Raw genomic sequence first — 11176 nt, 5'->3', positions numbered from 1 at the left:
TTAGCTCAGCTAGACACCCTTGGCTGCAAGGATTACAAATTAGACAAGATTCTGCAAGTTTTGCTCCATTGAAAGTATGAATATTCAACTAAAGAAGGTTCCATTTAACATAATGGCGGTTATACGAAGTCGACTTGTAATGCAATTTGCATTACAGTACTCTTAGCACATTAAATAACTGGGAGATATGATGGCTACTGTTAACTTCAGGGTCGATGAAGCCCTTAAAGAAAAATCCTATTCCATCCTTAAAGAACAAGGTATTGCACCTACAGATTTCTTTACTAGTATTCTTGAGTATGTTGCTACGACTGGGAAACTACCTGTCAAAAAAGCTTTGCTTTCAGAAGAAGATGAAGAATTATTAGCTCTTGTCCGTAAGCGCATTAATGACCCTAAAGAGATGTTTGAGGAAGTCACATTAGATGACTTATAAGCTTTTACGTCACAAAGACTTTACAGCAGAATGGGAAAAACTCCCTGTTGCTATACGAGATCAATTTAAGAAGAAACTAGCCAAAGTCATAGAGCAGCCACATATTCCAAAGAATATGCTAAGAGGCGATCTTGCAAGTTGCTATAAAATTAAATTATTAAAAGCTGGTGTCAGACTTGTCTATCAATTTAAAGATGATCAGGTAGTTATCTTGCTCATCACAGTCGGGAAACGAGCTGATAGCATAGTTTATGAAGAAGCTAAAAAGCGCATTAAAGACTAAAAATGGGAGCTTATAGCTCCCATTTTTGCATTCGTATAAGGTGTATTATGTTAATTTTAAGAAAACTAAATAATTTAACCTTAAATATTTTTCATATCAGATTAACTCAAAGGAATAGATTTAAATGGACTAACTCCGTAAGTTAAAGTTTTTTGATTGATTTAATAAATTCAATAAATTGCGGCGAAAAATCTTTAAATAAAGGAATATCTTTATTTTCTAATAACACTTCTCCCATAAGCTTTAATCCTACGGCAAAAGATTTCATTGATTCTTCATCTATAATTTTTTTCTGCTGCAATTTTTCTAAAACTTTGAAAATATCATCGTGATTATAAGCAGTAAAAACAAGATCTTCAGTGTAAGTTGAAGGCTGTCCTTTTGGATCGACAAGATGCTTTACACTAATTTGATATTTATGTTGTTTCATCGGACTACCTCATTTTTAAGACAGCTAATATCAACAGCAGCTTGATCAATGCTCTTAGCAATTTGATGAATTGTTTCTTCAGTCAGTGCATTATTTTTTAATTTAAGTCGCAATGATGTTTTTAAGTTTGCCATTGCACGATAGATATCTAGATATTGATCATTATTTTGAATTTCACGTCGCGTCTCTAAGCGGCCAAGGATATGTTCTAAATGCTCTCTTTGACCATTTAAATGGTTAATACCAGTCACTGTAATCTTGTACTGCTTACGGTCACCATCAGGTTTTTCAATAGAAACAAATTGCATGTCTTCAAGATAAGATAAGGTTGGGTAAATTGTGCCTGTACTTGGGCTATATCCACCACCTACCAACTCACCAATGCTTTTAATAATTTCGTAACCGTATCTAGGCGCTTGTTCAATTAAAGAAAGCACTAGCAATTTCATATGGCCAGATTCAAATAAACGGCTTTTACGTGATGGCGTATCTGAATTTATCAGCAAAGAGTCAGTTGTTTCATTCATAAGTTGGTATATCTAAGATTTATTAAGATATATCTTAATAAATCTTAGATATATTTTCAATTCTTTTATTTATCCCCGCATTTAACATGATGGTTGTTATGCGAAATTCCTAGCATATTCATCTTTTGTCTTATATCTTTATTTTTACCAATAGGTAAAATATATTCATAACTTACATCGAAAAGTAGGTAATTAAGAAAAAAATTACAGCGTTTTATAAGCCTTATAGTAACGGGAGAGACTATAGGGCTTTTTATTTATCTTAATATTCATATATCTATGATGAAGCCATGATGCTCGGCGATATAAAAAACCGGCTTGAGAATAGATCGGTCTTTTATGATATTTGCTAAAATGCTCTTTTAAAATATAAAAAACTAAGCGTGTATAGCACTGGGTCTAGGTGTTCTTTGGGCTTAGTTATTAGCGTTATTTAAATAAGTATAAGTCAATTTTTACCTAATGGATTTGCTTTTCAACTAGTTCCAATTTGTTTAATGCTTGCCCTTTTTTATGATCATTATTAATCTTTACAACTAGAGCTAAAATAAAAACCATCACTATAAAAACAAGGAAAATCAAATGCTTTTTCATCATTAATCCCTTCTTTTGATCTTTAAGAATGCCTTGTTCCTTTGTAAATAGATATGACATAAGGGAAGCACTGATACAAGCCTTTTTAAATGACTTTAGCAACTCGATAAACAGTTGCAACTCCACAATTCACTGCTTTGGCAATTTCTTCCTTAGTCATATTGCCAGCTGCTAGTAATTCTTTTATTCGTTTGTGCTTAGCCTCATTGGCTTTCTTACCTGTTGGCTTGTAACCCGAACGTGCCAGGCCCTGCTTAATACGTTCTATACGTTTCTCATTGTCTAGGCGAGCCATTGTTGCCAGGAGATCAATCAACATATTATTAATGAGTTCTAGGATTGAATGAGTAATGGTGTCACTGGTTTGAATCATTTGGTAGGTAGTAGGAAGATCTGCCACAATTAATCGAAGTCCTTTCTCTTGAATCCTGCGCTTCAGCTCTTGAAAATCTCGTTGGGTTAGGCGTGATAAGCGGTCAATACTTTCAACTAACAAGGTGTCACCTTGATTTGCTTCTGACAGCAGCTTATTCAATTCAGGTCGGTCTAACTTCGTACCACTATAGTTTTCCACGTACACAATGGTTTCACCCAAATTCAAGTTTTGGTTTAGATCCTGAAGAATCTGCAAAGCCCTTTTTGCATCTTGATCTTTAGTTGAAGCTCGTAGATAAATACGTGTATTCATTTCTATCATTTAATCTTAATTCTATTAGATTAATGATAACAACATCATTTAATTATTGCATTAAGTCTAATGATAGATATTGTATGCGATTTGGCTCGCTATCATTCAGCTATACTCTTTTGATAAAAAAAGCATAACTAAAAGCCATGCCTTGGGAATTCGTATAACGTGTATTATGTTAATTTTAGAAATATTGAATAATTAATCATTTATCCCGTAAGTACTGAATAAATTAAATACATAGCAACTCCGATCACAGTCGTTGCAAAAATCTTTTGCACTCGATTAGCATCTATCCGATGTATTAAACTGCGCCCAATTAACATCCCCACAATACACGCCATAACGAAAGTGAGCGTGATGGAAACAGGATATTGAAAGCCGTCCAACACGTGGGCAGAAATACTAACCCCACCAATTAGAAAAATAATCATCAAGGAGGTCGCAACGATACTGCGCATATCGAGGTCTGTCACTTTACGTACTGCTGGAACAATCACAAAACCACCACCCACTCCAAGCAAGCCAGTTAACAAACCTGCCACCATACCAATAATACCGAGAGATAAAGCAGTTTTCATATTCCAGATCAGGCGACCTGTAGTTTGATTAACCTTGCACAGTGTATTTTCATGATCATGGACTTTATTAAAGAATATCCGGTAAGCGACGAGCAGCATCACTAGACTGAATGCTAGGGTTAGCCATACTGGAGATATAATTCCTGCTAGATGCACACCATAACGTGCTGATGGAATGCTGATGAGAGCAATCCAAAGCGCAGCACGATAACGCACTATACGTTTGAATAAACCTTCAAATGTTCCAACCAAGGCGGATAGAGTGACTGCAAGTAGGCCCACAGGGGCAGCCTGTGCTACAGTCCACCCTTGACTCGCCATGAGTGCCGGCACAGCGAGAATACCTCCACCAGCACCTGTTAACCCTAGCAAGCCACCAATGGCCAAGCTTTCCAGTATCAACATCCACATAGCCCACACCCCTATTTAAATCAAGCAATTCAACAAAAGACAAACCTTGTTGTTTAATGTTGAAACTTGTTTATCTGAAATAGTTAAGTGGAAGTTTCAAATAAGAAACTCCATTCTCTTCTGGCTCAGGGAACTGTCCGGCTTTCATGTTGATCTGTATCGAAGGTAAAATTAGTTTTGGCATACTCAAACCCGCATCGCGCTTATTACGCATTTCTACAAATTCAGCTTTGGTCGTACCATGATGAATATGAATATTTCGGTTTTTTTGCGTCTGAAGATCCGTCTCACATACATAGCGATCACGGGTTTGTGGTAAATAGTCATGGCATAGAAATACTCGGGTACTCTCTGGCAGTTCAAACAGGCGCTGTACCGAATCAAAAAGTATTGCTGCACTTCCCCGCGGAAAGTCACAACGTGCCGTACCATAATCCGGCATAAACAAAGTATCCCCGACAAAGACAGCATCACCGATGACATAACTTAAGCAGGCCGGTGTATGTCCGGGGGTGGGAATGTTATATGCTTCGATTGAACCAATCTGAAATTTCTCATCATCTTCAAATAGGTAATCAAATAACTGCTGGGCATTCCATTGCTTAATATCCAAATGATAGATCGCAGCAAAGGTCTCCTGTACCACAGCAATTTTTTGACTCATGGCAATCTTGCCGCCCAATTCAACTTTGAGATACTGCGCTGCGGTCAAGTGATCTGCATGGACATGGGTTTCCAGAATCCACTCGACTGTTAAACCCTGTGCTTTGACATAGGCAATAATCTGATCGGCATGTGTGGTCGAAGTGGTTGCAGATGCAGCATCATAATCCAACACACTGTCAATAATTGCGCATGCCTGAGTTGTAGGATCACTCACCACATAACTAAAAGTATTGGTATCTTCATGAAAAAAATCTTTTACAACAGGGAAATTTGACATCATTAAGCTCCTGCCCACTTACGGTGAATCAACACGCCTACAAGCATTGCGACAATAAAATACAGGACCTGATAATGTCCAAGACCAATCAAAGTAAAACTTGGTGCAGGACATACACCAGCAACTCCCCAACCGATACCAAACAGCAGGCTGCCAATGATTAAGCGTGGGTCAAGTTTTTGACTGGTTGGCAATAAAATAGGTTCGTTAAAAACGGTTTTCGGTGCTGCAGAACGTATAGCTTTTTGAAAGGGAATAAATGCTACGGCAATTGCACCCATCATGACAAAGGCTAGACTGGCATCCCAGTCACCAAACAGATTTAGGAAATCCAGCACTTTTTCTGGATTCGACATACCTGATACCATCAGCCCCACAGAAAACAAACCACCAAAAATAAAAGCGAGAAAATTTTTCATTTAGAAAGCTCCTGTGATATGGCGAATCATATAAACAGTGACAAAACCAGCAAACATGAAACTCATGGTGGCCACGATGGAACGTTTAGACAAACGACTCATCCCGCAAATGCCGTGACCGCTGGTACAACCTGAACCTAAGCGTGTACCAAAGCCAACCAAGAGACCCGCAACCACCATCATCAGCGGACTCGCATTCAATTCAATTTCTGGCTGAACAAACAGTCCATAGATAAATGGCACCGTGATTAAGCCCAACAGAAACCAAATTGCAGGTGTTTTAAACATCGTTGAAGGGTTCAGCACCTGTTCGATTAAACCACTGATTCCGGCGATACGACCATGCACATAAAGATAGCCGACCACGGCTACGCCAAGAAGCAATCCGCCTAAAAATGCGATCAGAAAATCATGCATAGTAAATATACCCACTTACAATATATTTTTTTATATTATATAATAATTTTAATTATTCAAGTAGAAGATCTTAATTTTTTTATCTCATTATTAGGATGCATTCATGAACACTACTCAGTTAAAAACGCGAATAGACTTCTCACAAGTTGATCTTGTTAGTGATTGTCTAAAAGTTTTATCAAACCCAGATCGTCTTAAAATTCTATGTGTTTTGGTGGAAGGTGAACTCAATGTGCAGCAAATTGAAATACGCACTAATATCTACCAACCCACCTTGTCACAACAACTAACAGTTTTAAGAAACAATCAGATCGTATCGACACGACGGGAGGGTAAACAGATTTTTTATCAATTAAGCGATATGCGCGTGTTAAAAATCATGCAGACACTCTATGAAATTTATTGCAGTCACGATTAAGGTTCTGTCGCATTTCACCCTTTACAGTATCTAATCTAGTTCTTAATGCGATAGAACCATTTAACATAATGGCTGTTATACGAAATTAATGGATGTTCATATAGATTACTTGCATATTGTATTCGATCGAATACAATATAGTGAGAAGAGAAGGAATCCTCATGATTGAAATTAAACGTCTGCCAGAATTTGATGAATGGTTGGATGGCATTAAAGACAATATGACCCGTATCCGCCTGAATCGTCGATTAGATAAGGTTCAACGTGGAAACTGGGGAGACATTAAACCTCTCCAAGATGGCGTTTGGGAAATGAGAGAATTCTTCGGTTCTGGATGGAGGATGTATTACATCCAACATGGTGACGTTGTGATTGTAATGCTTGGTGGTGGAGATAAATCAACTCAACAACAAGACATCGATCGTGCAGTCAAACTATCGAAAACGTTGGAGGATTAAAATGGTTAAAGTAGCTGATTTACCAAGTTTTGATATGGCTGAGTCACTCAAAACTGAAGAAGACATTGTGATTTATCTCAATATGGTTCTTGAAGAGAATGATCCAGCTGAATTAGCTCATGCACTTGGTGTTATTGCTAAAGCTCGTGGCATGACTCAAATCGCTAAAGAAGCAGGGATTGGGCGTGAGGCACTCTACAAAGCCCTACGTCATGATTCAGCACCACGTTTTGATACAATTAATCGTGTAGTAAATGCTTTAGGCTTAAAACTCACAGTACAACACGCCTAAAGCTTTAAAAAATATAGTAAAAATGGGAGCTAAAGGCTCCCATTTTTAGATTCCTATAACGTGTATTATGTTAATTTTAGAGAAACTCATAAATGAATATAATAATTTGATTAAAATCCATTCTCTAAAATTCGGATATCAACACCAAGAACATCATCTTTTATCTTAAAGTGATGTTCTTGCATATGTACGGTTGCAAGGTGTGCATCTAAATGTTTGATACTTTTCCATTTTTCCAACATAACGACTGTATTTTTCAATGGCGCCTGATAAGACGCATGACTCTCATGATTAATAAGTAATTCGTAGCCAAAACAACCATCTTCTTCAAACACTGTTGGTGTGATCTCCTTGAATGAATTGATTACATGTTGCAGATGCTTTGAACCGGGTTTTACTTTAATTTCAGCAATAATTGTTAACATCATTTACCTCTATATCACTGATGCAGAAAAATTACGGATTAAATGTTGGCGATAGTCATCTTTTATTTGTGGTAAGTTTGGTGCTTTGATGACGTCATGAGCAATAAATGTTGACATGCTTTGCATACCAAGAAACTCATTGGCTTTTCGAAAAGGCAAATAAACCCCATCTACACCTCTCCCCTCAAAAAATTGTTTTGGATCAGTAAATGCTTCAGCAGGTGCATTCCAAGTTAATGACAGCATAAATTTTTTGCCATGCATTAAGCCTCCCGAACCATATTTTTTAGAAGTATCCGAACGTGAACGACCATCATTAGCGTATATATGACCATGACCTTCAGTAAATACATCATCAATATATTTTTTTACTGTCCATGGTGCACCCATCCACCAGCCTGGCATTTGATAAATAATAGCATCAGCCCAAAGATATTTTTTTACCTCCTCTTTTGGATCAAAAGCACTATCAGCACGCGTAACTTTAACTTTATGACCTAATTTGGTTAACACTTATTCTGCTAAAATTGTCAAGGTATCATTCAATTCACCATTAGAATGAGCAAAAGTTTTAGCACCATTGATAATTAAAATATTATTCATCTTCATCCCAAATTGAGTAGAGAAGTACAATATAAATTTAAGATTCATCAATATAAATACAGCTATTAACAAAACATTATTGATTAATTGTTAATAATTAAAATTGATATATAATTAAAAATGATTTTTTATTAATGATTTACTTAGATATGAAATCTACATTTGATGAACTTTTAGTATTTGTTACGATCGCTGATTGTGGCTCTATAGTGAAAACAGCAGAACAACTAAATCAAACAACATCTGCTATCAGTCGCACATTACAACGCCTCGAAAAAAAATTAAATGTTAAATTAATCGAACGTACAACCCGTAGCCTTAATCTTACCTATGATGGAAAAATTTTTTTAGAAAGAGCAAGAAAATTACTTTCTGATTTGAATGAAGCTGAAGAGTTGTTAATTAATCCAGGTACTGAACCTACAGGCTTAATTAAAATAGATTCAGCAACACCGTTTGTATTGCATGTAATTATTCCATTAATACCAGAGTTTATAGAACGATATCCAAAAATCAGTATTGAACTAACTAGTCATGATCATGTAATTGATTTATTAGAGCATAAAATAGATGTTGCTATACGATTTGGTGATCTAGAAGATTCAAGTCTCTATGCAAAATTATTATATAAAAGTCGTTTGTATATCGTTGCTAGCGCTGAATATCTCAAAAAAAATAACTTACCAAAATCTATTATTGAGTTAAATCAACATAGATTATTAGGATTTAGCCATCCTTTGCATTTAAATAATTGGCCAATTTATATAAATGATCAACTATATAAAACTTCACCATCTATTACAGCTTCTAATGGCGAAAGTGTTCGTCAACTTGCTTTACAAGGCGTAGGAATCGCTTGTCTCTCTGAATTTTTAATTTTAAAGGATATAAAAGAAGGTAAATTAATTGCTTTATTTGAAGATGAAATAAAGATTCATGAGCAAAAAATCCATGCTGTCTATTACAAAAAAAATTATATACCTAAGAGAGTTAGATTATTTATTGATTATTTATATGAAAAATTACAACAGCTTAATTAATTTTAAATGGATTTTTCAAACCAAAGTCTGAAAAATCCACCAAATCACTACCCATTTAACATAATGGAGGTTATGCAAAGTCGACTTGTAATGCAATTTGCATTACACTGTTCCTAGTACATTAAATACTTGGGAAATATGATGGCTACTGTTAACTTCAGGATCGATGAAGTCCTTAAAGAAAAATTTTATTCAATCCTTAAAGAGCAAGGTATTGCACCTACGGATTTCTTCACTAGTATTCTTGAGTATGTTGCTACGACTGGGAAACTGCCTGTCAAAAAAGCTTTTCTTTCGGAAGAAGATGAAGAATTATTAGCTCTTGTCCGTAAGCGCATTAATGATCCTAAAGAGATGTTTGAGGAAGTCACATTAGATGACTTATAAGCTTTTACGTCACAAGGACTTTACAGCAGAATGGGAAAAACTCCCTGTTGCTATACGAGATCAATTTAAAAAGAAACTAGCCAAAGTCATAGAGCAGCCACATATTCCAAAGAATATGCTTAGAGGCGATCTTGCAGGTTGCTATAAAATCAAATTATTAAAAGCTGGTGTCCGACTTGTCTATCAAGTTAAAGATGATCAGGTAGTTATCCTGCTCATTACCGTCGGAAAACGAGCTGATAGCATAGTTTATGACGAAGCGAAAAAGCGAATTAAAGACTAAAAATGGGAGCTTATAGCTCCCATTTTTGGCTTCGTATAAGAGATTTTATGTTAAATATAGTCTCAGGCTAATAATTTAAACTATCTGCATGTTCTTGTATAAATCTACCATCTATTCTCGTTAGTACTATACAAGTCATTACTATTCCAAGTAGGCCACTAAAATTATCTTTGATAAAGTGCTATTAAAAAAATTATAAAATTAATATTTTCCTATTTTTCTCAGTTCTTCCATACGTTCTTGTACTTTTTTAGGTACAAGATGCTTTTTATAATAATCTGTTTCCCAGAATTCCTCGTGGGATAACCCACCTCTCATTAATTCACTTAATTTGCTCAATGGCTTATCAATTTCAGGATAATCAACTTCACTCCAATAAAAACCCGTAAAAAAAGAATGAATATAACCAGATAAATCAAATGGTTGATCGATTTTTTTCTGAATTGCGACATCATAAACAGGTTGATATACTTTTATTATTGGATTAATAAGACTTTCACTCCGTTCAATACAGTTCAGAATTTCTTGCTCACCCCATTCAGGTCTATAGGGTGCTATAGTTTCCCGAATGGTTCTCTCAGATTTCCAATCTAATAATGCCTGCATAAATTCTTCGGCTGCTATTTTAATCGCAACCTGATTCAATACAATCAGCTTGTTTTTTAAGATTTCTCGTATTTCAACTCTACGTTGTTCTTCCTGTTCAGCCATTTTACGCATTCTCTTTCTTGCGAAATACACTACTAAAATTCTGTATAATCCATATAAAACTATCCATAAAATCGTAATGATAATAATATTAACAACCCAACTATTCATATTAGTTCACCTTAATCTGTATGCCTGTTAGGAATTGTGAGTTATAAGTGGCCTACTTGGATAGAATAACTGGTAGACCACGAACAGGAATGGGTGGCCGACTTATTCAGTAATATGCAAACTATCTTAGTAAACTCAAAAAATTATCAAAACTATCAGATACTTCTACTAATTTTAATTTGGGTTGTCCATGTTGATCTTTAATATACTGATCATGGTACATAAGAACTACTTTCGGATTATTAACGTCAGATCTGTAGTCAAATCCGATATAGTCACCACAACCATTTAGTCCAAAAATGACTATCCTATCCTGGCCATATATATCCTGATCTTGACAGTTTTCAATATGATCACCGCCTAGCTCTTTTCCAAAGCAACAAAATCCTATGCTAGATTCTCCAATCTCATTATTAGAATCAGAATATTCAAAACTATTCTCAATAAATTGCACCCCATTGTGACAAGTCATCAGATTTTTATAACTCAGAGGGAAATTAATTTTCTTATCTTGCTCAAAATTTTCTATGACCTCTACATCGATTGGTCCGAAGTCATACATAATATTTGAATTTTGATAAGGCATTTTGGCTTTAACCTGTTAAGAGTAAGAGATGTTTGTTTGTTTGTTTGTTATTCACCAATTAAAATGTCTATGCGATAAACCATTTAAAATGTCCTGTTTTTAACCACAAGAGTCAAGCACAGGATTTAACTTTCTT

General features: G+C 35.5%; 18 protein-coding genes and 1 pseudogene. 8 read left to right on the top strand and 11 right to left on the bottom strand.

Going from position 1 to position 11176, the window contains the following annotated elements; translation table 11 throughout:
• The first annotated feature begins 190 nt into the window (after positions 1–190).
• Together NI464_RS15335 and NI464_RS15330 are read left to right on the top strand one after the other, a co-directional pair.
• The gene (locus NI464_RS15335) at positions 191–436 is read left to right on the top strand and encodes a type II toxin-antitoxin system RelB/DinJ family antitoxin (protein WP_000246756.1); all 246 of its coding nucleotides are present in this window, start codon (positions 191–193) and stop codon (positions 434–436) included.
• Positions 426–719 (top strand): type II toxin-antitoxin system RelE family toxin, encoded by a 294-nt coding sequence (locus tag NI464_RS15330; RefSeq protein WP_253139452.1) that lies wholly within the window; start codon positions 426–428, stop codon positions 717–719. The genes NI464_RS15335 and NI464_RS15330 overlap by 11 nt, the downstream gene beginning before the upstream one ends.
• A gap of 142 nt (positions 720–861) precedes the next feature.
• Here the strand turns inward: NI464_RS15330 and NI464_RS15325 are convergent, their stop codons facing one another.
• The 7 genes from NI464_RS15325 to NI464_RS15295 form a co-directional block, all read right to left on the bottom strand.
• A complete protein-coding gene (locus tag NI464_RS15325; protein ID WP_005015460.1) occupies positions 862–1149 on the bottom strand; it encodes a DUF3861 domain-containing protein in 288 nt (95 codons plus the stop codon).
• Positions 1146–1676, bottom strand: coding sequence for a PadR family transcriptional regulator (locus NI464_RS15320; RefSeq protein ID WP_005254570.1), 531 nt, complete (start codon positions 1674–1676; stop codon positions 1146–1148). The genes NI464_RS15325 and NI464_RS15320 overlap by 4 nt, the downstream gene beginning before the upstream one ends.
• 679 nt (positions 1677–2355) lie before the next feature.
• A complete protein-coding gene (locus NI464_RS15315; RefSeq protein ID WP_004811709.1) occupies positions 2356–2967 on the bottom strand; it encodes a recombinase family protein in 612 nt (203 codons plus the stop codon).
• Between the two features lie 200 nt (positions 2968–3167).
• Complete coding sequence (locus tag NI464_RS15310) at positions 3168–3950, bottom strand: sulfite exporter TauE/SafE family protein (RefSeq protein WP_086044976.1); 783 nt, start codon at positions 3948–3950, stop codon at positions 3168–3170.
• A 70-nt stretch (positions 3951–4020) separates the two neighbouring features.
• Positions 4021–4893, bottom strand: coding sequence for an MBL fold metallo-hydrolase (locus NI464_RS15305; protein WP_086044975.1), 873 nt, complete (start codon positions 4891–4893; stop codon positions 4021–4023).
• A 2-nt stretch (positions 4894–4895) separates the two neighbouring features.
• Positions 4896–5312, bottom strand: coding sequence for a DUF6691 family protein (locus NI464_RS15300; protein ID WP_086044974.1), 417 nt, complete (start codon positions 5310–5312; stop codon positions 4896–4898).
• Entirely contained in the window at positions 5313–5729 is a 417-nt protein-coding gene (locus tag NI464_RS15295; RefSeq protein ID WP_086044973.1) for a YeeE/YedE family protein, read from the bottom strand.
• A 103-nt stretch (positions 5730–5832) separates the two neighbouring features.
• On the opposite strand from NI464_RS15295, the gene NI464_RS15290 reads away from it, so the two are divergent.
• The 3 genes from NI464_RS15290 to NI464_RS15280 all read left to right on the top strand — a co-directional run bounded on the left by NI464_RS15290 (position 5833) and on the right by NI464_RS15280 (position 6897).
• Positions 5833–6147: an ArsR/SmtB family transcription factor gene (locus NI464_RS15290; RefSeq protein WP_086044972.1), complete on the top strand. Its 315-nt coding sequence runs from the start codon at positions 5833–5835 to the stop codon at positions 6145–6147.
• A gap of 161 nt (positions 6148–6308) precedes the next feature.
• Positions 6309–6605, top strand: a complete 297-nt coding sequence (locus NI464_RS15285) for a type II toxin-antitoxin system RelE/ParE family toxin (RefSeq protein ID WP_004647749.1) — start codon at positions 6309–6311, stop codon at positions 6603–6605.
• Between the two features lies 1 nt (position 6606).
• Positions 6607–6897 (top strand): addiction module antidote protein, encoded by a 291-nt coding sequence (locus NI464_RS15280; RefSeq protein WP_004647750.1) that lies wholly within the window; start codon positions 6607–6609, stop codon positions 6895–6897.
• Positions 6898–7007: 110 nt separating this feature from the next.
• On the opposite strand, the gene NI464_RS15275 is transcribed toward NI464_RS15280, so the two are convergent.
• A complete protein-coding gene (locus NI464_RS15275) occupies positions 7008–7322 on the bottom strand; it encodes a putative quinol monooxygenase (protein WP_005105962.1) in 315 nt (104 codons plus the stop codon).
• Positions 7323–7331: 9 nt separating this feature from the next.
• A pseudogene (locus NI464_RS15270) lies at positions 7332–7925 on the bottom strand (NAD(P)H-dependent oxidoreductase).
• A 149-nt stretch (positions 7926–8074) separates the two neighbouring features.
• On the opposite strand from NI464_RS15270, the gene NI464_RS15265 reads away from it, so the two are divergent.
• The 3 genes from NI464_RS15265 to NI464_RS15255 all read left to right on the top strand — a co-directional run bounded on the left by NI464_RS15265 (position 8075) and on the right by NI464_RS15255 (position 9635).
• Positions 8075–8965, top strand: coding sequence for a LysR family transcriptional regulator (locus NI464_RS15265; protein ID WP_035334907.1), 891 nt, complete (start codon positions 8075–8077; stop codon positions 8963–8965).
• 141 nt (positions 8966–9106) lie between these two features.
• The gene (locus tag NI464_RS15260; protein WP_253139449.1) at positions 9107–9352 is read left to right on the top strand and encodes a type II toxin-antitoxin system RelB/DinJ family antitoxin; all 246 of its coding nucleotides are present in this window, start codon (positions 9107–9109) and stop codon (positions 9350–9352) included.
• Positions 9342–9635, top strand: a complete 294-nt coding sequence (locus NI464_RS15255) for a type II toxin-antitoxin system RelE family toxin (RefSeq protein ID WP_000221358.1) — start codon at positions 9342–9344, stop codon at positions 9633–9635. The genes NI464_RS15260 and NI464_RS15255 overlap by 11 nt, the downstream gene beginning before the upstream one ends.
• A gap of 201 nt (positions 9636–9836) precedes the next feature.
• On the opposite strand, the gene NI464_RS15250 is transcribed toward NI464_RS15255, so the two are convergent.
• Positions 9837–10454, bottom strand: coding sequence for a hypothetical protein (locus NI464_RS15250; RefSeq protein WP_004647761.1), 618 nt, complete (start codon positions 10452–10454; stop codon positions 9837–9839).
• A gap of 121 nt (positions 10455–10575) precedes the next feature.
• Positions 10576–11040: an SMI1/KNR4 family protein gene (locus tag NI464_RS15245; RefSeq protein WP_253139445.1), complete on the bottom strand. Its 465-nt coding sequence runs from the start codon at positions 11038–11040 to the stop codon at positions 10576–10578.
• Positions 11041–11176 lie beyond the last annotated feature (136 nt).

The sequence above is a fragment of the Acinetobacter lwoffii genome, from assembly GCF_024129685.1.
Classification (GTDB): Bacteria; Pseudomonadota; Gammaproteobacteria; order Pseudomonadales; family Moraxellaceae; genus Acinetobacter; species Acinetobacter lwoffii_X.
Note: the sequence above shows the minus strand (reverse complement) of the source record. Positions and strands in the feature narration are given on the sequence as shown.

Bases quoted from the DNA above. Each gene is read 5' to 3' on its own strand.
- NI464_RS15260 (WP_253139449.1), top strand. From the start codon at position 9,107: ATGGCTACTGTTAACTTCAGGATCGATGAAGTCCTTAAAGAAAAATTT.
- NI464_RS15325 (WP_005015460.1), bottom strand. From the start codon at position 1,149: ATGAAACAACATAAATATCAAATTAGTGTAAAGCATCTTGTCGATCCA.
- NI464_RS15315 (WP_004811709.1), bottom strand. From the start codon at position 2,967: ATGATAGAAATGAATACACGTATTTATCTACGAGCTTCAACTAAAGAT.
- NI464_RS15290 (WP_086044972.1), top strand. From the start codon at position 5,833: ATGAACACTACTCAGTTAAAAACGCGAATAGACTTCTCACAAGTTGAT.
- NI464_RS15250 (WP_004647761.1), bottom strand. From the start codon at position 10,454: ATGAATAGTTGGGTTGTTAATATTATTATCATTACGATTTTATGGATA.
- NI464_RS15310 (WP_086044976.1), bottom strand. From the start codon at position 3,950: ATGTGGATGTTGATACTGGAAAGCTTGGCCATTGGTGGCTTGCTAGGG.
- NI464_RS15255 (WP_000221358.1), top strand. From the start codon at position 9,342: ATGACTTATAAGCTTTTACGTCACAAGGACTTTACAGCAGAATGGGAA.
- NI464_RS15245 (WP_253139445.1), bottom strand. From the start codon at position 11,040: ATGCCTTATCAAAATTCAAATATTATGTATGACTTCGGACCAATCGAT.
- NI464_RS15330 (WP_253139452.1), top strand. From the start codon at position 426: ATGACTTATAAGCTTTTACGTCACAAAGACTTTACAGCAGAATGGGAA.
- NI464_RS15305 (WP_086044975.1), bottom strand. From the start codon at position 4,893: ATGTCAAATTTCCCTGTTGTAAAAGATTTTTTTCATGAAGATACCAAT.
- NI464_RS15300 (WP_086044974.1), bottom strand. From the start codon at position 5,312: ATGAAAAATTTTCTCGCTTTTATTTTTGGTGGTTTGTTTTCTGTGGGG.
- NI464_RS15295 (WP_086044973.1), bottom strand. From the start codon at position 5,729: ATGCATGATTTTCTGATCGCATTTTTAGGCGGATTGCTTCTTGGCGTA.
- NI464_RS15280 (WP_004647750.1), top strand. From the start codon at position 6,607: ATGGTTAAAGTAGCTGATTTACCAAGTTTTGATATGGCTGAGTCACTC.
- NI464_RS15265 (WP_035334907.1), top strand. From the start codon at position 8,075: ATGAAATCTACATTTGATGAACTTTTAGTATTTGTTACGATCGCTGAT.
- NI464_RS15285 (WP_004647749.1), top strand. From the start codon at position 6,309: ATGATTGAAATTAAACGTCTGCCAGAATTTGATGAATGGTTGGATGGC.
- NI464_RS15275 (WP_005105962.1), bottom strand. From the start codon at position 7,322: ATGTTAACAATTATTGCTGAAATTAAAGTAAAACCCGGTTCAAAGCAT.
- NI464_RS15320 (WP_005254570.1), bottom strand. From the start codon at position 1,676: ATGAATGAAACAACTGACTCTTTGCTGATAAATTCAGATACGCCATCA.
- NI464_RS15335 (WP_000246756.1), top strand. From the start codon at position 191: ATGGCTACTGTTAACTTCAGGGTCGATGAAGCCCTTAAAGAAAAATCC.